19 protein-coding genes, 1 tRNA gene and 4 pseudogenes are annotated in these 22,533 nt (G+C 61.3%); 4 read left to right on the top strand and 20 right to left on the bottom strand.

The window, feature by feature from the left end:
• Positions 1–3 precede the first annotated feature (3 nt).
• From HWX00_RS27715 to HWX00_RS37445, 3 genes and pseudogenes are all read right to left on the bottom strand, one after another.
• On the bottom strand, positions 4–321 hold the full coding sequence (locus tag HWX00_RS27715) for a DUF7716 domain-containing protein (protein WP_124609911.1): 318 nt from the start codon (positions 319–321) through the stop codon (positions 4–6).
• Positions 322–870: 549 nt separating this feature from the next.
• Positions 871–1,257, bottom strand: a complete 387-nt coding sequence (locus tag HWX00_RS27710) for a hypothetical protein (RefSeq protein WP_124609910.1) — start codon at positions 1,255–1,257, stop codon at positions 871–873.
• A gap of 201 nt (positions 1,258–1,458) precedes the next feature.
• Positions 1,459–1,620 (bottom strand): annotated as a pseudogene (locus HWX00_RS37445) (RHS repeat-associated core domain-containing protein); the annotation flags it as partial.
• A gap of 35 nt (positions 1,621–1,655) precedes the next feature.
• Here HWX00_RS37445 and HWX00_RS37440 point away from each other — a divergent pair.
• Positions 1,656–1,769: pseudogene (locus tag HWX00_RS37440) on the top strand (SymE family type I addiction module toxin); the annotation flags it as partial.
• A gap of 55 nt (positions 1,770–1,824) precedes the next feature.
• Here HWX00_RS37440 and HWX00_RS27695 read toward each other — a convergent pair.
• From HWX00_RS27695 to HWX00_RS27650, 8 genes and pseudogenes are all read right to left on the bottom strand, one after another.
• Complete coding sequence (locus HWX00_RS27695) at positions 1,825–2,100, bottom strand: immunity 53 family protein (RefSeq protein WP_124609909.1); 276 nt, start codon at positions 2,098–2,100, stop codon at positions 1,825–1,827.
• A gap of 320 nt (positions 2,101–2,420) precedes the next feature.
• Positions 2,421–2,673, bottom strand: a pseudogene (locus HWX00_RS37435) (RHS repeat-associated core domain-containing protein); the annotation flags it as partial.
• A 26-nt stretch (positions 2,674–2,699) separates the two neighbouring features.
• Entirely contained in the window at positions 2,700–3,128 is a 429-nt protein-coding gene (locus HWX00_RS27685; protein WP_167361862.1) for an NTF2 fold immunity protein, read from the bottom strand.
• An 11-nt stretch (positions 3,129–3,139) separates the two neighbouring features.
• Complete coding sequence (locus HWX00_RS37430) at positions 3,140–3,496, bottom strand: DNA/RNA non-specific endonuclease (RefSeq protein ID WP_083286573.1); 357 nt, start codon at positions 3,494–3,496, stop codon at positions 3,140–3,142.
• A gap of 804 nt (positions 3,497–4,300) precedes the next feature.
• A pseudogene (locus tag HWX00_RS37425) lies at positions 4,301–4,447 on the bottom strand (RHS repeat-associated core domain-containing protein); the annotation flags it as partial.
• A gap of 305 nt (positions 4,448–4,752) precedes the next feature.
• Positions 4,753–5,004 (bottom strand): hypothetical protein, encoded by a 252-nt coding sequence (locus HWX00_RS27660; protein WP_059557545.1) that lies wholly within the window; start codon positions 5,002–5,004, stop codon positions 4,753–4,755.
• Positions 5,005–5,006: 2 nt separating this feature from the next.
• A complete protein-coding gene (locus HWX00_RS27655; protein ID WP_226194237.1) occupies positions 5,007–9,617 on the bottom strand; it encodes an RHS repeat-associated core domain-containing protein in 4,611 nt (1,536 codons plus the stop codon).
• Between the two features lie 53 nt (positions 9,618–9,670).
• Positions 9,671–12,850, bottom strand: a complete 3,180-nt coding sequence (locus tag HWX00_RS27650) for a type VI secretion system Vgr family protein (RefSeq protein ID WP_175027128.1) — start codon at positions 12,848–12,850, stop codon at positions 9,671–9,673.
• Between the two features lie 327 nt (positions 12,851–13,177).
• Between HWX00_RS27650 and HWX00_RS27645 the strand changes: the two genes are divergently transcribed.
• Complete coding sequence (locus HWX00_RS27645; protein ID WP_034189797.1) at positions 13,178–13,978, top strand: transporter substrate-binding domain-containing protein; 801 nt, start codon at positions 13,178–13,180, stop codon at positions 13,976–13,978.
• A gap of 59 nt (positions 13,979–14,037) precedes the next feature.
• On the opposite strand, the gene HWX00_RS27640 is transcribed toward HWX00_RS27645, so the two are convergent.
• Together HWX00_RS27640 and HWX00_RS27635 are read right to left on the bottom strand one after the other, a co-directional pair.
• Positions 14,038–14,241 carry a hypothetical protein gene (locus HWX00_RS27640; RefSeq protein WP_034189859.1) on the bottom strand — a complete coding sequence of 68 codons (204 nt, stop codon included), beginning with the start codon at positions 14,239–14,241 and terminating at the stop codon, positions 14,038–14,040.
• A gap of 317 nt (positions 14,242–14,558) precedes the next feature.
• Positions 14,559–15,101: a DUF6622 family protein gene (locus HWX00_RS27635; RefSeq protein ID WP_069706009.1), complete on the bottom strand. Its 543-nt coding sequence runs from the start codon at positions 15,099–15,101 to the stop codon at positions 14,559–14,561.
• A gap of 331 nt (positions 15,102–15,432) precedes the next feature.
• Here HWX00_RS27635 and HWX00_RS27630 point away from each other — a divergent pair, with 331 nt between their 5' ends.
• The gene (locus HWX00_RS27630; RefSeq protein ID WP_124609854.1) at positions 15,433–16,515 is read left to right on the top strand and encodes a sensor histidine kinase; all 1,083 of its coding nucleotides are present in this window, start codon (positions 15,433–15,435) and stop codon (positions 16,513–16,515) included.
• A gap of 1 nt (position 16,516) precedes the next feature.
• Positions 16,517–17,251 carry a LytR/AlgR family response regulator transcription factor gene (locus tag HWX00_RS27625; protein WP_124609855.1) on the top strand — a complete coding sequence of 245 codons (735 nt, stop codon included), beginning with the start codon at positions 16,517–16,519 and terminating at the stop codon, positions 17,249–17,251.
• Between the two features lie 131 nt (positions 17,252–17,382).
• Here the strand turns inward: HWX00_RS27625 and HWX00_RS27620 are convergent.
• The 7 genes from HWX00_RS27620 to HWX00_RS27590 all read right to left on the bottom strand — a co-directional run bounded on the left by HWX00_RS27620 (position 17,383) and on the right by HWX00_RS27590 (position 22,524).
• Positions 17,383–17,458: transfer RNA gene (locus tag HWX00_RS27620), tRNA-Thr, on the bottom strand.
• A gap of 19 nt (positions 17,459–17,477) precedes the next feature.
• Positions 17,478–17,999 carry a ClpXP protease specificity-enhancing factor gene (locus HWX00_RS27615; RefSeq protein WP_034189803.1) on the bottom strand — a complete coding sequence of 174 codons (522 nt, stop codon included), beginning with the start codon at positions 17,997–17,999 and terminating at the stop codon, positions 17,478–17,480.
• Between the two features lie 71 nt (positions 18,000–18,070).
• The gene (locus HWX00_RS27610; protein WP_006400565.1) at positions 18,071–18,682 is read right to left on the bottom strand and encodes a glutathione S-transferase N-terminal domain-containing protein; all 612 of its coding nucleotides are present in this window, start codon (positions 18,680–18,682) and stop codon (positions 18,071–18,073) included.
• Between the two features lie 94 nt (positions 18,683–18,776).
• Complete coding sequence (locus HWX00_RS27605) at positions 18,777–19,535, bottom strand: cytochrome c1 (protein WP_034189804.1); 759 nt, start codon at positions 19,533–19,535, stop codon at positions 18,777–18,779.
• A gap of 21 nt (positions 19,536–19,556) precedes the next feature.
• Positions 19,557–20,939 carry a cytochrome b gene (locus tag HWX00_RS27600; RefSeq protein ID WP_034189805.1) on the bottom strand — a complete coding sequence of 461 codons (1,383 nt, stop codon included), beginning with the start codon at positions 20,937–20,939 and terminating at the stop codon, positions 19,557–19,559.
• Positions 20,939–21,559, bottom strand: a complete 621-nt coding sequence (gene petA, locus HWX00_RS27595; protein WP_006477110.1) for a ubiquinol-cytochrome c reductase iron-sulfur subunit — start codon at positions 21,557–21,559, stop codon at positions 20,939–20,941. Before petA ends, HWX00_RS27600 begins: the two co-directional genes overlap by 1 nt.
• A gap of 218 nt (positions 21,560–21,777) precedes the next feature.
• A complete protein-coding gene (locus tag HWX00_RS27590) occupies positions 21,778–22,524 on the bottom strand; it encodes a Nif3-like dinuclear metal center hexameric protein (RefSeq protein ID WP_175027127.1) in 747 nt (248 codons plus the stop codon).
• Positions 22,525–22,533 lie beyond the last annotated feature (9 nt).

The raw sequence follows: 22,533 nt of genomic DNA, 5'->3' as shown, positions 1-22,533 counted from the left end.
TCATCAGAACAGGATAAATGCGTCGTTCTCGACGTAGAAAAGGAACGCGTCGAGCAATTGGGCGACGCTCGGTTCGTCGACCTGATCGTGCGCGTTGATCACGATGTCTTCGATCGTCGCGCTGTTCAGCGTGACGCGCCAGCCGGGCTGCTGTGCGACGGCCGGTGGCGTATTGGTCTCGGGGTCGTCGGCGTCTTCGGTGAATGCGCCCTCTGTATCGAGCGTCCACGGCGTCGGCGGCAGGCAGAGCCAACCGGAGAAGTCGCCGGGATGTTCGAGAATGTGTTGCAACGACACTTCGGTCGTGGTGGTGGTCGACATGGGTATTGCAGTGGTAACGGGACTGGAGTCAATGCGCAGGAGCAGCGATGTGGCAGGTGCACGAAAGTGCCTGCGTCACGGCGCTCGTATCAGCGAGCCGTGATTATGCCAATTCCGTATGCGCGCAGTGGACTCGGTGGTTGCTGTCGGTCCGCGCGTTCCTCCTAAACACCACTTGAAACCTGCATCCCGCATCTATACTTTTTGCCGATTGAACTTTGGGCAAGATACTACGACTTCCGTGATCGCCACACCTACGAAGTCACCATCTTCTTCATCAGACTCCCTAGCCAAATAGACATAATATGGCGGTCAGGTCCGAATCGAAATCGTACGCAATCATCTGCCCCCTTCCCGAACCAATCCAAAAAAAGAAGCGAAGGTGACCCACCTTGCATCAATATCGAAAATTTTTACTCATCAACATACAATTCACGCCAATCGATACGTATCAACATCACCTCGCCTCAACTGAGCGACTGCACGCCCCATCGAAAAAAATAACCCGGAAACGCAAAACCTCCACTCTCATTCCGCAGCAAACCGACCCTACAAAGTCAGAGCATCGTAAATCAAAATCCTATCCCCTTCAGCCATTTTATATGCATGCGCAACAAGAGTAAGGTCACTTTCAACGCCATCTATTATTAGATCGAGTTGCATCCTCTTACTGGACCCCGATGGCGCCCCCAGATCAATTTCATACAACTTCACGTGACTAACGATGTAGCCTCGATCAGGGACTCCAATTCTTTTTAGCGCATTCTCATCCAGAACATCCCCGCACAGATATTCCAAAATATTCCTCTTAATCCCCTCCGACTCTTTGGCGTCAAAGTTTCCATTCGAAACCAATTTTTCGAAAATATTTTTCGAAAAACATTCACATATCTTGGATATCTCCAAAATCATATCATCTGTAATCCATTTGCTCACACTAACATCTCCTGGTTGAACCATTTCCATTCCTTGGCACACGAGTCAGCGTATCAGCCGTAATGCCCAGTTTGGCAGACCATTCACGGCGGCATCTTGGTAAATATGATGTGAGTCTTGTTGCCCGCCAATCCTTCTCAGGTGACCGTGCCTTCCGGTCACGACACCTTCGTCGGCGCGAATCTTCTCGCAGTCGTCGGCGCAAGGGCATTTCGTGAGCCCTAGCGGGTCAATCCACTGTACCGGGTTCGTCGCATATTGATAGACGTTGACCCCGCCAGCTAACCCAATCGGATCTTTCGACACGAAGCGCCCACCACTCGGATCGCAGTACCGATACCGGTTGTAATAAAGCCCCGTCTCACGCTCCTTGGACGCGAAGCCCCGCACATCGGCCGCAATCCCTTATCAAGATCTCAGGCCGCTGGCTGACACACGACGCAGGTTTCCACGCCGGACAGAAGCTCCACGTTCACGTCCAACACGGCAAGCTCACCATTACCGCCACCTGAACGGCGAGCTTCAACTCATCGCACCAACAAGGGCCGCTCTCGCGGCCCTTCGTACTTATCGCAACCAATCGACAACGAGCGCCAGTAGTTCATTCAGATTACCAGGACCACCGTACCCGACGAATTCCGTTTCGGTTGCCTTCACCGTGATCCAATTTTCTTCATCGCGCTCTACATTCATATCGACAGGCTTCCTCCCTGACGCACCGCTTACCTTGACCCTCCAGCCCGGGTTGTCAATATTGGTAATCTCGACGCCATAAGAGTGCTCCCAAACATCGTCGCATTGGGAGGTATACCAGTTTTGCAAAGCATCAATCAGATCACTCATTTGCACAGCCCCTTTCGTCTCGCCAGTTCCCTTGCAACACGAACGTCTTGTTTAGTCGCAGCCCTTGTAACCTCTGTCTTTTTCGACGTCGTCACTTGGCCGTTTGGCCCAACGTTAATTGTACGAGTCTGAACATGAGGTGTCGGAATATCTGTTCCCGTGGCCTTATCGAAATGCGATGCCCCTTGCAGATCAATGTGGCCTTGTGTTGTGGGCGTAGAGAACGTTACCGAATTTTGGTTGATATGCTTTGGGGCCATCTCAGTTGAATCTTTCGGCCCCTGAGACGCGTAATCGTTGCAGCTAGGCAAGCATTTAGGACATTGCTTCGAAAGCCCTAACGGATCGATCCAGCCGGTCGGGTTGGGCGCATATTGATAGACGTTGAAGCCACCGTCGAGGTCGATCGGGTCTTTCGAGATGAAGCGGCCGCTGCTCGGGTCGTAGTACCGATGCCGGTTATAGTGCAGCTGGAGCGACCCCGTTTCAGCATCTCAATTGGTCCGCGAAGCGCAGTGGATTCCTGATTCCTACATTGCGAGCCGCTTTGCTGATAACCGCCCTTGCTTCACCCGCACCATGTGGCGCGGTGACTCACTCTAGATGGAATCCTGCTTGTCCCATTTACCCGTACTCCGACGCCAATCGTAGACGGCGTCAATTTTCGGCTCACCGTGCTCCATTACGAGCGCGTAACGGAGACGCTGAGCGAGTCCTCTTTCATTGAACGTCTCGATGTAGATCGTCTTACCGACTTTGCTCTCTGTATCATCCAGCACTTGCTGCTCAAACTCTGGCGGACGACCAGAAGGCAACAAGTCGAGGCGACTTTGCGCCTTCGTAGCAAGCGCCTCGGCACTGAGATGCTCCATAAAAATCTGGTTTAGCGCTTCTCTAGCATCGGTCAACATTTGCTCACGCACCGATGAGTCCTGGTTGCCTCTCAGGGCTCGTCGCTTCGCCTCAAGCGCTATCTCCCAACGCAGCATATCCGCTATAAAGGTCGTCAATCGTTCAGTGGGCGTCATTTCATCTCCAGTCATGGGCATTTGCATGGACAAGGATTCGCAAACGTCCGCGAGTGCGTAACACCATTTATCCTAGCTTGATAGAGAATTGAATCAGGTCTGGTTGAGCCAGATCCATACTGTGGTACAACTCGAACGATTACATTGTCGCCACTAGCCACGTGGTCCGCAATCTGGCTTTCAAAGCGGTTGAACGCCCCTCGATTCGTACTAGGATCCTGAGGAAAGACTTCCTTAACGCCACCAAGACCGCCAAGGTTGCGCGCAATCGGGTGCCCTGCGTCATCGCTAGCACATCCAAAGGCTCGAGCCGCAGCGCGTGAACTCGCATTATCAGGGGAGAAACGAGTAACCGCGCGTTGGTCTATTTCCGGACATCAGCGACCAGAAACAACAAGGGCCGCTTACGCGGCCCTTGTTCTTTTACTGCTCCCTTCGAAGGCTCTCGTCAATCAGGCGCAAACTCACTGTGAAGGTCGACTGCGGTATCTTCATTAAGCTCTGTTCGAACTCCGTCGTGGCCTACAGCAGTAATAATGAACCGATCCACATTTTCGTCAACGACCCTCGACCCGTCGATTACAGCAAAGAGACCAAATAATGCAACGCGAACCGATTCTGCTATCGCTTCGTCGAGTAGCCGTTGTTCATCGCTCGGTAAACGAGCCCGCTACTCCGAAACCTTGATCAGCAGATCACGAGGCCGCCGCCCCGGAGGGGCAGTAAAAGTTCTCACAAGATCACTTGTCGCCTGCTCCTGTACATGCGTCCGGATCGCAGCAACGAATTCCTCTGTATTCGTGACTGAAGTCCTTTTTACGTGAATACTATTTCTTAAAAGCCTTTGGGTACATTTCCTTGTTGAGCGCAATGAGCCGTTGCAAGCACTTGTTAGAAGCGCCAGTGTGTTGTCTCAGATCTCTGATGTCGCTAGCTAGCAAATCTCTCGCCGTTTCCGTATACGCGCCCTTACGTGTCGGAATTTATTCATGTTCACCAGCAGGAACAGCTATGGCCGGGCCAGTCTTTGGATCGTAGCCAGCAACAACCTGGGCGGCTGGGTGTTTTTGCATCGCGTGGTGAATATCGAGGCCGTCGCCAGAAGCTGAACGCTTCTTGAGATCGTCGTACGTACCAACATCATACTTCGAGCACGGATCACAAGGGCATCGAGCCGGCCCCAGCGGGTCGATCCAGCCAGTCGGATTGGGCGCGTATTGATAGAGGTTGTTGCCGCCAGCGAGACCGATCGGGTCCTTGGACACGAAGCGCCCCGAACTCGGATCGTAGTATCTGTGTCGGTTATAGGCGAGCCCCGTCTATAAGTCGCGCTCCTTCACTCTCCCAATCGAGAAGCACATTGCTTGGGAGCAGAACACCACCCGCGTCGTAGTCGCATTGCGCCACTCGCTAGGTGCCGGTGCGCCTTTGGCTGCGGGGTGTTGAGTAATTTCCTCAAGGTGACGCGATCCGTAAACCCACCTCGTCGTATTCATAGCGCACCATCTTGCCGTCGCCCCCCGTTTGCTCGATCAAATGGTCGATCCCGTCGTACCTGATTTCCATCTCCCCCGACCTCGACAATCACATATATACCAGGAGCCGCTCGAGCGGCCTTTCGTTACTACGCTTCTGACAAGTACGCCTTCAACATTTCTAGAAGCTCAGTCTTTGAATAGACGAACTCCTCTCCAGCACTCATCCCACCAATCGTGTCGAGCAGCGTGTCGAGCCTCTTATCACCATAGCGATATGCCCTAGCATCAAGCGACTTGAGATAAACATATCGAGCACATGTTTCCGGGGCATAGGGTTGTGTTTCGATGAACTCCATTATTTCCGTGACCAAGTTCAGTTTTTCATCGCGTTGATTCATCATCAGCACCTACATGGACAATTAATTGCTCTGCCGCCCGGCGTCGCCTTCCCTTGATCTATATCTGCCTTGGTCGGCGGGTAGTGTGGTAAATCCAGAACCTCGCCATCATTCATCTTAGGATGAACGCGATTCACTGCTCCAGAATGGTCGTACGTCTCTTCCCAACTGCGGACTTGACCAGTAGCAGGATTCCATTCGGTGACGTGTGATCGTCCTCTCGTCGGCCCGGCAGTTCTGGCTAACGCTTCTTTATCGTAGTACCGGATACGTCCGTCTGGCAGCGCACGCGTTCGATCAGCAGTCGCCTGTGCTCCTTCAAGCGCTGAAAGCTTCCGACGAAGTTTTTCTGCTGGACTATCGCATCTGAGCCCCAACGGATCAACCCAACCGATGGGGTTAGGCGCGTACTGGACAGCATTCAGCCCACCCGCAAGTCCAATTGGATCTTTGCTAATGAACCGTCCTACTTCTGGATCGTAGTACCGATACCGGTTGTAATGCAGCCCCGTCTCTTCATCGTCCTGCTGCCCCTGAAACCGCAGCGGATTCCTCGCCACGATCCCCGCCGCCTTCGACACCCGCGCGATCACTTCCCGCGCTTCCCCCCACGCCTTATATGACGCCTCCCACACGACGTCTCCATCAGCATCCGTCAACAACTGCGGCGTACCGATCTGATCACAGTGGTAATAGAACACCGCCGCATCGCCTCGACGCTCCGGCACCTTCTGCAGCGGATCTTCCTCTGGCACATAGCGGTCGGTACTCTCCCACTCCGGTGTCACGATCCCCTCAACCGGCCCCGCAACATACTGCGCCAGCGGCACGAACGTTCCCGGCTCGTACAGATAGTGCGTGCCGCGCTCGCCGTCACTCTCATACGCCAGCGTGTCACCATCCCACCCGAACACCGTCCGCTCGCCGTTCACCTCCTTCGCAATACGCCGACCGAACGGGTCATAGAAATACCGCGCCTGACTCTGCCGCGACGTCTCGGCAACCCGTGCGGACAGCAAGCGATTGAATTCATCCCACTCGTATTCCTGCTCACCCGCCGGCGTGCGCTTGCGCACCAGATTCCCGCGCGCGTCGTACTCGAAGTGCATGCCTGCATACGCCTTCAGCAGGTTACCAAGCACCTTTGGCACCTCAACCGGCAACGTGCTTTCCGGCCGCACCGGACTCGGACGCGACGCAGACATGTCCGCAGTCCGCACCGGATCGATGATGTTGCTCGCCGGATCGAACGCAAACCGTTCCTTCGCGATGGGACTGATCGCCTCGATCAACCGTCCGACCGGATCGTATCGATAGTCGGTCCCGCCCTTGCGGCTGTCCTCGATTCGCGACAACTGCCCCACCACGTCATAGCGATACCGCCGCTCGGCAAGCGGCGCGGGCGACGTCGATCGCTGAATCGTCTGCTGCAACACGCGTCCAGCCGGATCGTAGTGCGTGCGCTGGCCGACCTTGCTCGACAGCACACGCACCGTCTCGCGATGCAAGTCATCGCGCTCGAACTGCACACGCTCCTCGCCATCGAGCAGCATCCCGTGCACATGCCCGGACCCATACATCAGCCAGTCGACCGCATGGCCGTCCGGCCGAACGGTACGCCGCCGATTGCCGAGTTCGTCGTACTCGTGATGCCATACGTAACTGCGTCGTTCGCCGAACAGGTCGTACGCATGATGTTCGCGCACGAGATTGCCGACCGGATCGAAGAAGAACTGCACGCGGCCGTATCGATTCACCGCATCGATCAACTTGCCGCTCCGATCGTAGGCAAACCGCTCTTCGCTTTCCCCCGCGACGCGCTTCAGCAGCCGACCGTTCACATCGACGTCGATCGACGTCACGCAACCCGCTTCGTCGATCGCAACGAGACTGCCGCTCTCGCTGTCGTACTGATAACGCGTGGACTTGCCGTCGAAGCCGATTTCCTCGATCAGCCGCCCTGCCGGATCGTAGTGGAACTGATACGTCGCAAAGTTGGCATCGGTCAACGCGGTCAGGCGCCCGAGGCGGTCATAGCGATACGCAACCGTCTGCCCGAGCGCATCGGCGCGGCTGGCAATGCGGCCGACCGCGTCGTAGCCATATCGCGTCGAACGATTGAGCTGATCCGTGTGACGGAGCAAGCGGCCTTCAGCATCGTATTGGATCTGTTCGACGCCAGCAGGCGAGCGAACTTCGGTCGGTTGCCCGTTCGGGCCGTACCGATAGGCCACCACGCCACCGGCCGCGTCCTTTGTCTCGATCACGCGCCCGATATCGTCATAGCGCCACTCCGTCTTCTTTCCGGAGCAGTCCGTATAGCTTGTGACCTGCCCCGCGTCGTTGTACTCGAGCGTCTTCGAACCGCCCTTCGCATCGATGATTTGCGTCGGCAAGCCCTTGTCGTTGTATTCGTACTTCGTCGAGTGTTCGAGCGGATCGATTTCCTCGACGAGGTTGCCCGCATCGTCGTACTTGCGTTGCCACACGTGCCCGTTCGGGTCGACGAGCCGGATCATCTGATCCTTCTCGTCGTACGCCATCTCGACGACGCTGCCGTCCGCCCGTTCGTGCTGAACCAGATTGCCGCGCGCGTCGTATTCGCGCCGTTCGATGCTGCCATCCTGCCGGATGTGCAGTACCAGATTGTGATGAGCATCGCGCCGGAACCACTCCTGGTTACCGTCCGGATACACGATCCGATACACGTAACCGTGGATGTTGAAGTAGTACCGCGTCATCTGTCCGAGCGCATCGGTCACGTAGGTCAGACGGATGTTCGGATTCCACGCGAGCCGGAGATCGAGACTGCCGTCGTCGGCATATTCACGAATGCACTTCGCGTTTGTGTTGTCCTCGGCATCCGCGCCATCCCATTCGAGCGTCATCCCGCGGCCCGTGCGATCGGTATAGCGCGTCACAAGGTGACGGCGATACTGATACGTCCGCGCATTGCCGTGGCGATCGACCGCGCGCACGAGATCGCCGTCGGCATCGTATTCGTAGCTCGCCAGCGTGCGACGAACACCATCCTTGAGCACGTGTTCGATCTGCACGATCCGGCCATGCCGATCGTGCTCGAACGCGAGCACATTGCCGCTCGAATCGATCAGACGCGCCAGGCGATCGAGCGCATCGTAGTCCAGCGTGATCGTGTTGCCGGCACGGTCCTTCTGCATCGCGAGACGGAACACGTCACCGCGGCGCTCGTACACATGCAGCACGGCATGGCCGTACGCAATCGTCACCCATGTATCGTCGAGCCGCGACAGCGTCAGGTTCTCCGACAGATCATCGTGCACCGCGCCGGCCGCGAGTGCCGGATACTCGATGCTGCGCCCTTCCGCATCGCGATAGATCCACTGACCGTTCTTGATGTCGATGCGCGTCGTATAGGGCGTGATCCATCGCGCACCTAGCTCGCCATTGTCATAAGCCGACAGACGAGAACGATAAGTACGCTCCCAAACGAGCGGCATGGCGCCCGGCAGGTCGAAATCCACGTGGGAGAACGTTTCGTCGCCGAACGCGAAATCGATTGATGCCTCCGATGCCCCGAGCCCGCACGCCTTGCACGTGCTCCTCCCCGCCCCTTCGACCGGCGCTTGTCCGTCGACTTTCTCCAGCCCTTCCTGCTCCCGCGTCTTCTTCGCCTGGCTCTTCCCGTTCGCCTTGACGTCCGTACTCTGCTCATGAAGCTTCGCGCGTGCCTTGACGCGCCCGACGGCCTCGATCAGCTGCAAGACCAGCCACATCATCTTGCCTTCTTCGCTGCCGGCAAGCGAACGAATCGACGCCGCGATCTTCGGCGCTTCGGTCCGAAGGAACGTCACCGTGCCGCGAAACGGCTCGAGCCACGCATCCGGCGCGAGCTTCGCCACCGTGCCCGCCGTCTTGTTGACAACCTTCTTTCCCAGCGCCTTGGTCCCCTCGTACGCAAACTGGATGCCGTCGCCGACACGGCTCGGGCTGTACCACGGCCGCTCGTCCGCCATCTTCTTTGCGAGCTCCTGCTGCCGCTTCAGATTCGCGTTGGCGTCGAAGAGTTGCCCGTGCAGCGCCTTGTCCATGCCGGTCGCCAGCGCGAGCATGAGCTCCTGGCACGTCGATGCGCATCCGTTGAGCAGTTCGACGAGACCGGCTTTCAGCTTGTTGAGAAAGTCCTCGATCTCGGTCGCGCAAGTCGCGTTGATATGCGTGACCAGCACGGAGATGATCGCCGCGCCGAGGTTGTTGCGCGTCATCAGCAATTCGTGGCGAACGAGCGCAAGCAGCGGGCGCGCCGACATCCGGAAAGGCGCAAGCGTCGGCGGAACCGGGATGATGCCAAGCAGGTTGATCGCAAGGCTCATGTAGTCGAGCACCTGGCCGCCGCGCTTCTCGATGATCTCGGCAATATCGCCCAGCGCGTCGACCATTGCCATGATGTTGCCGATGATCGGTACCGCACCGGCAAAAGTCTTCACGTCCTCGAACGTGATGTGGTTGCCGCTGATCTTGCGCAACCACGCATCGAAGCGGTTGCCGACCGCGGCGACATCCTTCGGAGAAACATCGCTGAGCCAGGTAACGGCCTGTTCCTTCTCAGCGCCCGGCGGAAGTTGTTGTGCCATGTCGTTCTTCGTTCAGTTCGTTATATTCGGGCGGCCGACGAGCCGCCGCGCTCTCAGGATTTCAGCGGTCCGCCAAACCCGCTCGTCGGCAGCTTCATGCCCGTCGCGCCCGCGGCCGAGGCGACGGTCGTGGCGCCCTTGCCCGCGATACCGGCGACGCCCGGCAATGCGCCTTGCAACGCCCCGGACGCCGCATTCGCCGCCGGCGCGGCCAGCGCCGCGAGTCCGCCTTGCCGTGCCGCCTGCACCATCCCGGCCACCTGCTTAGCGGCGCTGCCCAGGCTCGACGCCGTCTGCAGCGCGGAGACTGCACCTGCCCCACCCAGCGCGCCCGCCGCAGCCGGCAACGCGGAACTCGCCAGTCCGCCCAGCGCTGCACCTGCACCGCCACCGCTCACGAGCCCCATGGCTGCCGTCGCAGCAGCAGGGGCCATCCCTTGCAACTGGCTGGCAAGCTGTCCCGTTGCTGCTGACTGGGCCGCCTCCGGCGACGGCTCGACCGGCTCCGCTGGCCATTTCGCCTGTTTGAAATAGTTCGCCGGCTGATCCGACTCGCGCGGATCCTTCCCGAACTCGACACGTACCGCACCCGGCGGCAGCCCGCTCACGACCGTGTAGCCGCTGTTGTCGAGCGCCCCCTTCTTCAGCACCGCACCGTTCACGTCTTTCACCGTGAACAGCCCGCCCTTCACCGCCTCGCCGTTCACGTACTTGTGAAACAGCTCCAGCTGCCCCGGCTGATCCGGCCGTGGACTCGGCAACGGATACCCCATGCTCGCCGGCCCCGCGAACGTATGCGACGCACCCTTCACATCGACCGCACCCGGCGTATGAATCTCGATGTTCCCGCCTTGAATGCGGATATACCCGCCGCCGCTCGTCAGCAGAATCCCCTGATCGGCCGCGATCTCGATCCGGTCAGTCGCCGACACGACCTTCACCGCCTTCTGCGCGGTCACCTCGATGTTGTCCGACTGCGCCTGGATCTCCACCTTGCCCTTGCCCGCGAACAGCTTCATCCCCGCGTTCTGTACGAACAGGCTCAGCTTCTGCCCGATGCTCCCGATCAGCGACTTGCCCGCCGCGACATGCACGCTCCGCCCGCTCGCCACGTTCACGTGATCGTTCGCGACCACATGCACCGACTGCTGCGTCGACATCCCGATTCCCGACGGGCTGCCGAACAGCATCACCGGCTCCTTGAACGCATTCGCGCTTCCGGTGCCGCCACCGGCCGTGCGCCCGCCGGACGCGCTGCCCGACTTGCTGTCCTGCGTCGCGTCGGTGAACGCGCGCATCGTGTCGTGCGCTTCCTTCAGGCTTTCCGCCTGATGCTGCTCGCTCACACCCGACATCGCTTCGACGAGGCTTTCACCCGTCACGAGCTGCTGCTGCGCTTCCTTCACGTCGAGCGGCTGGCTGTTCGGCGCCTTCGGGTGCGTCGTCACGTAAAGGCCCTGGCTCGCCCGCACCGCGCCGTACGCATCCGAGCGCAAGTCGAACCCGCTGCCGAGATACGACCCGCGCGAATTGCCGTTCTGGTCGATGAGGTAGCCGAGGTGCAGCAGGCTGTTCGCGCTGCTGCTCATCAACTGCACGCGGTTCTGCCCGGTCGCGTCGTCCATCACGAGCTGGTTGTAGCCGCCGCCCGAATACTCCTTCGACCGGTAGCCGGAGAGGATCCCGTCGCTGTGCCACTGCGGCTGGTTCGCGCCGTTGTACACGCGCCCGACGGCCAGCGGCCGGTCGCAGTCGCCGCCCACGTAATCGATCAGCACTTCCTCGCCGATACGCGGCACGTGCACGCCGCCGTAGCCGCCGCCCGTATCGGACTGCACGACGCGCACCCAGCACGACGCGTTCTCGTTGGCCGGATTCAACCGGTCCCATACGAACTGCACACGGATCCGGTTCAGTTCGTCGGTATAGACCTCCTCGCCCTGCGGCCCAACGACGATCGCCGTTTCGAGGTGCATCTCCGGCTTCTTGTGCTCGAACGGGCTGCGATACGGCACGCTCACGCGCTGCGCCTCGACCTCGACCAGATAGAAGCCCGTCGATCCGTCGTCGTGCGGGACACGCAACGCAGGATCGGCGCCGTAACCGTCCTGTGCCTGGATCAATGCCTCGCGCAGGCTGTACGGGAAGTCCGCGCTGTCGCTCGCAACGGGCAGGTTGTTCTCGATCCACCACGCGACCTCGATCGCGGCGAATTCGCGCTGATCGGCGGAATCGCGATCGTGCTCGGGATGCTCGGCCAGCGTGAAGCGCCGGCCGGCGTCGATCGCGCGCACGCCGCCCGCACCGTGGAAGCGCTTCGCCTGCGATTCCCACTCCTCCATCCGTACCTTCGTCAGATGGTCGCCGCGCGTCTGGTCCAGATACGTGTAAGCGCCCGTGTACTCGTACACCTCGAGCTGGTCCGGCAGTTCACCCTGGCCGGCCATCGTCGGCAGCGACGTACCTTTCGGATTCGACGGTTGCGCGGGATTCTTGTAGTCGAACGTGCGCGTCGACCGCGTGACGCTCTGCAGCGTGCGCGTGCCCGACCATTGCGTGAACGCGTCGGCCCCGCTTGCCGCACCGCCGCGATAGAAGCTCACCGTCTTCGGTGACAGCGGCGCAAACGCCTGCAGATTGTCGGTGATCACGAGCGTGTGCGACTTGCCGTCGTCGGCCTGCTGCCATGCGCAGAAGAGCCCCTCGTCCTCCATCAGCCGATGCACGAAATGCCAGTCGGTGTCGTGCTGGCGCGTGTACGAGCGATTCGGCACCGGCTTCGACAGCGCGAAGCGGAAATGGCCCTTGGCCTGCGGATGCTGGTTCAGCACGTCGCTGATGATCTGGTCGACGGTCGTGTCGTTCCAGAGCCGCTGGTCGCGACGGAACTTCAGGAAATGGGTGAAATCGGCGAACGTGAGCTGATAGGTCGTGAGCCCGCCGTCGGCGCCCAGCCGGCGCGCGGTATGCACGTATCCGTTGATCGGCCGATAGCTGCGGTCGCCTTGCTCGATCCACAGCGTGACGGGCTGCGCGATCAGCTTTTTAAGTTCCAGATCGCTATCGGTCGACAGCACGTCGAGCGTGAACTCGTACGCACGCCCGATGCGCGAGCGGCCGACTGCCCGCTGCACGGTCAGGACGTTGCCCCCCAAGGGCGTATCGAGCTTCAGCAACCGGTCCTGCTGAAGCAACCCGCCACGCAACGCGGCGATCGTGTTCTGCATGTTCATGGCTACGGCCTTTTCTTCTTTTGACGCGCCCTCGGATGGCGCGAGCACTGGACTTCGCTCGCGCGATTTTACAGACAATTTACTGGCATCTTCGTAAACCGGCCGGATTTGAAGACACGGCATCCAATCGGTCCGCGCTTCGCCTGCGCTGCCGCCCGCCGAACCGTTCCGCCCTCGCCGCCAGGTGAAATCGATTGCAATCAGGGCCAATTCGACTTCCGGCGCGGCGCGGTTGCGAGTAGTGTCTACGTGCCCGTATTCCGGCCTCATCCGGGTCCAACCGATACCCGGCGCTCCCTACACGACACTGAACACTGGAGATCTGCGATGAAACGTTCGAAGTTCCTGCTGTCGGGCCTGCTGCTCGCGTCGGCCCTCGGCTTCACGGCCGTCGCCGCACACGCGGAAGACCTGCTCGATTCCGTGAAGAAAGCCGGCGTGCTGCGCGTCGGCCTCGAAGGCACGTACCCGCCGTTCAATTCGCGCGGCACGTCAGGCCAGCTCGAGGGTTTCGACGTCGACGTCGCGAACGCGGTCGCCGGCAAGCTCGGCGTGAAGACGCAGTTCGTCCCGACCGAATGGAGCGGCATCATCGCCGGCCTGCAGGCCGGCAAGTTCGACGTGATCGTCAACCAGGTCACGATCACGCCGCAACGCAAGGAAGCGCTCGACTTCAGCCAGCCGTACACGTACTCGGCCGCGCAGCTGATCCAGCGCAAGGACGACACGCGCAACTTCAAGTCGCTCGACGACTTCAAGGGCAAGAAGCTGGGCGTGACGCTCGGCACCAACTACGACCAGATGGCGCGCACCGTGCCGGGTATCGAGGTGCAGACGTATCCGGGCGCGCCGGAGAAACTGCGTGACCTCGCCGCGGGCCGGATCGAGGCAACGCTCGACGATCGGCTGATGCTGCCGTACATGATCAAGACGTCCAACCTGCCGCTGCGCGCGGGGGCGGTGCTGAACGGCGGCAAGCAGGAAATGGCGATCCCGTTCCGCAAGGGCAATCCGAAGTTCGAGAAGGCGATCAACGACGCGCTCGATTCGCTGCACAAGGACGGCACGTTGAAGAAGATCTCGATGCACTGGTTCGGCAGCGATGTAACGGTGCCGGTCGCGCAATAAGCGGCCCGGCGTTTCAATGCGTCACGCCGTTCATTTCGATGAACGCGTGACGCCTCCCCTCAAGCCGCTTCGTCGAAGCGCGCCAGCAACATCTGGCCGATCGGCGTCAGCGCCGGACGCGCCGCCACGGCGCTCATGCGCGCCTGCGTATCGTCGACCAGACGCTTCTCGACCAGCACGGCAAAGGCCGGATTCGATTGATCGACGCTGTCCGGCGCACGCGCAATGCGCAACAGCATCGAGAATTCGTGCGGACTCAGCATGGTGCTTGTCTCCTGACCGGCCGCGATCCGGTTCGAACCGGCGTCGATCGTGTTTGCGAATGGAAGGGTGTAATGCGCGGCCGCCAGGCTGCCGGAGCGAGATCCCGGTTGCCCGGCCTGCGAGGCGGGCACGTCGCCGCGGGGCGGGTTGCGCACGGCTCCGTCGGGCGAGGTCGCGGCGATGAAAACGTGCAACCTTATGGGCGTATCGTGACGCGGCCGTGACAGCAAAGCGGGAGCGAAACAGTCCGCATTACGCGCCGCCGGCGTTTCGATGCGGATCCAGTTGACGACGAACTGCATCAAGCTCGCGCCCGTCATCGCGAATCGACTGAATACGGGTAGCCGCCGCGCTCCGATCCGCTCGCATGGCGCATGCAGCGCACGACCACGTTCAGCGCACGCCCAAGCGTCATTCCGACGAGCACGCCCCAGACGGCGAACGACAGCATCTCGAAGCCGCTCGTCGCCGCCCATGGCGCCCGCACGGCCACTGCATAATGCATGCAGGTTTCCGCGACGAAGGTCACCATCAGCGTGACGAGCAGGCTTGCGTCGCCGGGCAGGCGCACGCGCAGGCCCGACGGCATCGAGCGGTATTCGAGGCGCCACCGGCTCGCGTGCAGCCAGCCCAGCGACGCGCCGCCCAGCACGGCCGCCAGCGCAATCGCGTTCGCATCGACACCGGCGTGCGGAAACAGACCGTTCAGGCTGACGATGCCGAGCATCCCGAATACGACGGGAGAAATCAGCGGTCGCATCGCCGGCACCTCGCGCGGGAAACAGCGCTTGATGCCGATGTAAAGCAGCACGCAGAACATCACGTACACGTAAGGCTTCAGATGAAGGAGCGCGGACATGGTCGAAGTCGCCTGATCGGAATGGACACGCCGACACCGTACCGCGCAGCCTCGGCGCGCGGCGCGGCTTGCGATGGGCGGCCGGAATCCGCGGACGAGTTGCGCGTCGTGGCGATGGTCGTCCGGTGAGGCCCCCTCGGCGCGGAGCCGGCGCCATCCGCTATCCCTCCGGGCGACGCTCCGCGACACTCGTGGCGATAGCCGGCCAGCCGTCGGCCGCCGACGCACGTCGTCGAAGCCGCGCGCCGTTCGTCGCAACATTCACGCAGTCGGCCCGCGTGACGCTAAAGTCACGGCATACGCGCATCGCGCGCCACGCTCCCCCGACACCATGCGAGCCACGTCCGATCCTTCACCGATACCGCCGCCTGCCGGCGCCGCACCGCGGCGGCTGCGCAATCCGGCCGCGCTGCTCGCGTTCACGTGCTTCAATTCGGTCGTCGGCCTGGGGTTCTGGGTCGTCCATGTCGGCGAACCGCTGCTGCCCTACCTCGTCGTCGCCAACACGATCGGTTTCTGCGCGCTGTTGCTCAGCCGCGCCGCGAATCGGCTGCTGCCGCGCAAGCCGGGGCTCGTGCTGAAGGCCATCGTGATCGCACCGGTCAGCGTGTTCGCCGGGTTCGAGATCGCCGCGACCATCATTCGCGGGAACGTGCCGCACGTATTCGGGCACGCCCGCATCGGAACGTGGGACAACTACGGGCCGTCGTTCCTGGTGTCGGCCGTGCTGTTCGTGTGCGTGTCGCTGTTCCTTCAGTCGCTTCGCATGCGCGCGACGCTCGAAACCGAGCGACGCGAAGCCGCCGAAGCGCGCCAGGCCGAGACAGCCGCACGCCTCGCGCTGCTGCAGGCGCAGATCGAGCCGCACTTCCTGTTCAATACGCTCGCGAACGTGCAGAGCCTGATCGAACGCGACCCGTCCCGCGCATCGACGATGCTGGACCACCTGAACCGCTACCTGCGTGCGAGCCTGCGCCGCACGCGCGATGCGACGTCGACGCTCGGCGACGAACTCGATCTCGTCGACGCGTTGCTGAAGATCGCCTCGATCCGGCTCGGCGAGCGGCTGTCATATGCGATCGAAGTTCCGGAGGAATTGCACGCGCTGCCGTTCTCGCCGCTGCTGCTGCAACCGCTCGTCGAGAATGCGCTGCTGCACGGGATCGAGCCGTCGATCGACGGCGGCGGGATTGTCGTTCGCGGCCGGACGCGGGGCGACAAGCTCGAACTGAACGTGATCGACACGGGCGTCGGCCTCGGCAAGGGCGGCTCTGGCCTGTACGGCGGTGTCGGGCTCGCCAACGTCGCTGCACGTATCCGGACGCTGCATGGCGAGCGCGGCAGCGTCACCGTCGAAACGAACGCGAGTGCCGCACATGGCGTCACCGCCACCCTGCTGACTCCGATCGACTGACATGCCGACCGCCCTCATCGCCGACGACGAACCGAACCTGTCCGCTTCGCTCGCGCAACGACTGCGGCAGCTCTGGCCTGAACTGGAGATCGTTGCGATGCCGCGCAACGGTATCGAAACACTGGCCGCACTGAATGCGTCGCCGCGCCCGGACATCGCGTTCCTCGACATCCGGATGCCCGGCATCGACGGATTGAAGCTGGCTGCGCTGGCGCCGGACATACATGTCGTGTTTGTCACGGCTTACGACGAATATGCAGTCGACGCGTTCGATCGCTCAGCGGTCGACTACTTGCTGAAGCCGGTGACGGACGAGCGGCTGCTGCGCTGTATCGCGAAGCTTCAGCGCGGCGAGCCGGCTGTCGGGCATCCCGAAGCGTTGGCTCAAGCGGTGCAATCGCGGGATGCCGCGCCGATCCGCTGGCTGACCGTGGGCGTGAAGGATGCGACGCGGCTCGTTTCGATCGACGATGTGCTGTATTTCCAGGCGTCGGAAAAATACACGGAAATCGTCACGGCCAGCGAACGGCTCGTGATCCGCACGCCGTTGAAGGACCTGATGCAGCGGCTCGATCCGGCGCGGTTCGCGCAAGTGCATCGCGGTGTGATCGTCGCGTACGCGGCGATCGATCGTATCGAGCGCGATCTGCTGGGACGGTTGCGGATTCGCGTGCACGGGCAGCGGGAGATGCTGCCCGTCAGTCGTGCGTATGCGGGATTGTTCAGGCAGATGTGAGCGGCAGATTGATGTCGAAAGGACAGTCCCCTTGTCGCGGCACCGCGCACGCGACACCCCGTCGGCCAGAAAGACGGCCGCAGAAAAGACAAAGGGCCGGGAGAATCAATCTCCCGGCCCTTCGTTCAATATGGTGCCGGCTGCAGGACTCGAACCCGCCACCTGATGATTACAAATCAACTGCTCTACCAGATGAGCTAAGCCGGCGTAAGCGCGAGATTCTACCTCATTTCACGATCTTGAGGCGAGGTCTGCTGCCGCCTTTCGTGCCGTCGCCGTCGGTTTTCGGCGGTTCGTCGGCGCCTTCGGACGGCTCCTCGTTCGCGCCGCTGTCGGCGACCGGCGTCAACGTCGACGCAGGCTCGTCACGCTGCCCGTCTTCCGCTTGCGCGGCGTCATCGTCGAACGTACCCGAATCCGCGCCCTCGCCCGCAACCGCATCGACCTGGAACGCCATGCCCTGCCCGTTCTCGCGCGCATAGATCGCGAGCACGTTGGCCACCGGAATCTCGATCTTGTGCGCCTTCCCGGAGAACCGGGCCGTGAACTCGATCCACTCGTTGCCCATCTGCAACTGGCTCGTCGCCTCGAAGCTGATGTTGAGCACGATCTCGCCGTCACGCACGAACTGACGCGGCACGCGCGTCGAGTTGTCGACCCTCACCGCGATATGCGGCGTGTAACCGTTATCGGTGCACCACTCGTACAACGCGCGCAGCAGATAAGGCTTCGTTGAAATCTCTTGCATCACGATCCTCGAACCCGGAGCAGGCACGCGGCACGCCGCGCCGCCCGCTCCGTCATTCCTTCATTGCAACATCAACGACGCATGACCTTTTCGGACGGCGTCAGTGCCTCGATGTAGGCCGGACGGCTGAAGATCCGTTCGGCGTACTTCATCAGCGGCGCGGCGTTCTTCGACAGCTCGATGCCGTAGTGATCCAGGCGCCACAGCAGCGGAGCGATCGCGACGTCGAGCATCGAGAACTCTTCGCCGAGCATGTACTTGTTCTTCACGAAGATCGGCGCGAGCTGCGTCAGGCGATCGCGGATCGCGAGGCGTGCCTTCTCGTGGTTCTTCTCCGCCGCCTTGCCCTTCTCGTTCTCGAGCGTGCTGACGTGGACGAACAGTTCCTTCTCGAAGTTGAGCAGGAACAGGCGCGCACGGGCGCGCTGCACCGGGTCGGCCGGCATCAGCTGCGGATGCGGGAAGCGCTCGTCGATGTACTCGTTGATGATGTTCGATTCGTACAGGATCAGGTCGCGCTCGACCAGGATCGGCACCTGACCGTACGGGTTCATCACCGAAATGTCTTCCGGCTTGTTGAACAGGTCGACGTCGCGGATTTCGAAGTCCATGCCCTTCTCGAACAGCACCAGCCGGCAACGCTGGGAGAACGGGCAAGTTGTGCCGGAATACAGAACCATCATATTTGCGTTTCCTCAAAAAAGCCGAGGGCCGGCACGCGGCGCAACCCCTTTCACGGGTTCCGCCTTGCGCCGGCCCCACGCCGGTCAGGCGTGTTTACTTGATATCTTTCCAGTACGCGGCATTGAGCCGCCAGGCCAGGAAAGTCAGGACACCGAGAAAGATCAGCACCCACACGCCGAGGCGTTTGCGGGTCTGCTGGGCCGGCTCGGACATCCATGTCATATAGGCCACCAGGTCGGCCACCGCAGCATCATAGTCGGGCGACGACAGCGTGCCCGGCGTGACCTGCTGGAAGCCGACGAGCGTGTGGACCTTCTCGCCCGTCTCCTCGTCCGTCTTGTCTTCGAATTTGGCAATGCGCTGCCCCTGCAGCTGCCACAACACATGGGGCATGCCGACGTTCTCGAACACCGCGTTGTTCCAGCCGGTCGGCCGCGTATCGTCGCGGTAGAAACTCCGCAGATATGTATACAGCCAGTCGCGGCCGCGCGCGCGCTCCTCGACCGACAGGTCGGGCGGCGTGGTGCCGAGCCAGTTCTTCGCGTCTTCGGGCCGCATCGCGACGGACATCGTGTTGCCGACCTTGTCGGTCGTGAACAGGAGATTCTTTTCGATCTCCTTCTGGGATATGCCCAGATCCGTCAGACGGTTGTAGCGCATCAGGTTCGCGCTGTGGCAGTTCAGGCAATAGTTTACAAACAATTGCGCGCCGTGCTGAAGCGAAACGAGATTTTCCGTGTTATCGGGCGCCCGGTCGAGCGGAAAATTACCTTCCGCCCGCACGGCCGGCGCCGCCAGCAGCGCGCACGCGGTCGCCCCGATCAGCGCGAGTGTCGAAAGCAGTTTCTTCATGTCGTTCTCTCCTCGCTCACGTTAATGGGGCTTGAAGCGCACCCGCTCCGGCGGCTGCTTGAACGTGCCAAGCGGCGTCCAGACGGGCATGCCGAGGAAGAACGCGAAGTAGATCAGCGCGCAGGCCTGCGCGATCAGCGTCGCAGCCGGCGATGGCGGCCGCGTGCCGAGGAACGCGAGGGTCAGGAACGCCGCGACGAAGATCCCGAGGAACACCTTGTGGAACAGCGGCCGGTAGCGGATCGACTTCACCGGGCTGCGATCCAGCCACGGCAGGAAGAACAACGTGATCACCGCCGAGCCCATCACGACGACGCCCCAGAACTTCGACTCCGTCAGGTACATGAACACGACGATCGCCGCGGCCAGCACTGGCAGGCCGGCCTTCCACTTGCCGCGCGCGCGGATCAGCGCGAGCACGCCGAGCAGCGCGATCACGATCATCAGCACGATCTTGAACGGGTCGGTGGTCGCGCGCAGCATCGCGTAGAACGCGGTGAAGTACCAGACCGGTGCGATCTCGGGCGGCGTCTGCAGCGGGTTCGCGGGGACGAAGTTGTTCGCCTCGAGGAAGTAGCCGCCCATCTCCGGCGAGAAGAACACGATCAGCGCGAAGATCATCAGGAACACGCACACGCCGAGGAAATCGTGCACCGAGTAGTAGGGATGGAACGGGATGCCGTCGAGCGGGATGCCGTTCTCGTCCTTCTTCGCCTTGATCTCGATGCCGTCCGGGTTATTCGACCCCACTTCGTGCAGTGCGACGAGGTGCGCGATCACGAGACCGACCAGCACGAGCGGAATCGCGATCACGTGGAACGCGAAGAAACGGTTCAGCGTGACGTCGGACACGACGTAGTCGCCGCGAATCCACAGCGACAGGTCCGGGCCGACGAACGGGATCGCCGAGAACAGGTTCACGATCACCTGCGCACCCCAGAACGACATCTGGCCCCACGGCAGCAGGTAGCCGAAGAACGCCTCGGCCATCAGGCACAGGAAGATCGCGCAGCCGAAGATCCACACGAGCTCGCGCGGCTTGCGGTACGACCCGTACAGCAGCCCGCGGAACATGTGCAGGTAGACGACCACGAAGAACATCGATGCACCGGTCGAGTGCATGTAGCGGATCAGCCAGCCCCACGGCACCTCGCGCATGATGTACTCGACCGACGCGAACGCGAGCATCGAGTCGGGCTTGTAGTTCATCGTCAGGAAGATGCCCGTGACGATCTGGTTGACGAGCACCAGCAGCGCGAGGGAGCCGAAGAAGTACCAGAAGTTGAAGTTCTTCGGCGCGTAGTACTCGGAAACGTGCTTCTTCCAGGTGGACGTGAGCGGGAAGCGCTGATCGATCCAGCCGGTGAGACCTGTCGTGGAGACTTCTTTGTTGTCGGCGGCCATCACGCTTCTCCTTTCTCGTCCTTGCCAATCACGAGGGTCGTCGCCGACGTGAACATGTAGGGCGGGATGTCGAGATTCTGAGGCGCCGGCTTGTTCTTGAACACACGGCCGGCGAGGTCGTAGGTCGAACCGTGGCACGGGCACAGGAAACCGCCCGGCCAGTCGTCCGGCAGGTTCGGCTGCGGACCCGGCGTGAAGCGTTGGCTAGGCGTGCAGCCGAGGTGCGTACACACGGCCATCACGACGAGAATGTTCTTGCGATCGGCCCGCGAGCGATATTCGTTGGCGCAATACGCGGGCAACGGCATCGAATACGGGGATTTCGTGGTCGGATCCGCGACTTCCTTGTCGGCCTTGACCACGTCGGCCAGCATCGAATCGGTGCGATTCAGGATCCAGACGGGCTTGCCGCGCCACGGCACGGTGACCATTTCGCCAGGCTTCAGGCCGCTGATATCAACCTCGACCGGGGCACCGGCCGCTTTCGCTTTCGCGGACGGCGCAAGCGACGCCGCGAAAGGTATGACGGTGGCTACGCCTCCCACGCCACCTGCTACGGATGTCGCAATCAGCCAGGTACGGCGGCCGCTGTCGACGCGTTTCTCTTCCTTGTCTCGCATCACACGCCCCACTTCTGAGTTGGATTTTCCGTCACGACTTTCCATTCCGCCGCTAGTTTGCTCGAATGGAGTCGCCATTTACAAGGCCCGGAGATGAAAATCCCTTCGAAGTGTTTGATAGTTAAGGGTTATCCCCCACTATCGGAGCGATTAAATCATTTCACTTTTAAGCATTCGCTACATTGCGAAATTTCGATGCACCGCCGCAAATTCGTCGCTCAGACCGGATTGTGAATATCGATAAAAAGGTGCTCGATATCGAATTCTTCGGACAAGTGGGCGCCCAGCGCCTGGATTCCGTAACGTTCGGTCGCATGGTGCCCCGCCGCAACGAACGCGACGCCGCTCTCGGCAGCCGTGTGCGTCACGTATTCGGACACCTCGCCGGTCAGGTACACGTCCGCGCCGGCATCGATCGCCGCGTCGAAATAGCTTTGCGCGGCGCCGGTGCACCACGCGATACGGCGCAGCTGCATCTCCGGGTCACCGAGCACGAGCGGCGTGCGGCCGAGCGTGTTCTCGACCTTCGCGACGAAGTGCTCGAGCGTGACGGGCATCGGCAGCGTCGCCATCCAGCCGAGGTTGCCTTCGCCGAAACGCTGCTCGCCGATCAGCCCGAGCTTCGCGCCGAGCTGCGCGTTGTTGCCGAATTCGGGATGCGCGTCGAGCGGCAGGTGGAACGCGAACAGGTTCAGGTCGTTCGCGAGCAGCAGCTTCAGGCGCTGGTACTTGCGGCCCGTGATCTGCGGCGCCTCGTTGCGCCAGAAATAACCGTGATGGACGAGCACGGCATCCGCCCCCCATTCGAGCGCGGCCTCGAGGAACGCGACCGACGCCGTCACGCCGGTGGCGATCTTCTCGACCTTGCGGCGCCCCTCGACCTGGAGGCCGTTCGGGCAATAGTCCTTGAAGCGCGCGGTTTCGAGGGTATTGTTCAAGTACAATTCAAGTTCGATCTGATCCATATAAACCTC

Origin of the sequence: Burkholderia seminalis DSM 23518 (assembly GCF_902832885.1) — a bacterium.
Classification (GTDB): Bacteria; Pseudomonadota; Gammaproteobacteria; order Burkholderiales; family Burkholderiaceae; genus Burkholderia; species Burkholderia seminalis.
The sequence above is the reverse complement of the archived record's forward strand: the minus strand, read 5'-3'. Positions and strand labels throughout refer to the sequence as shown.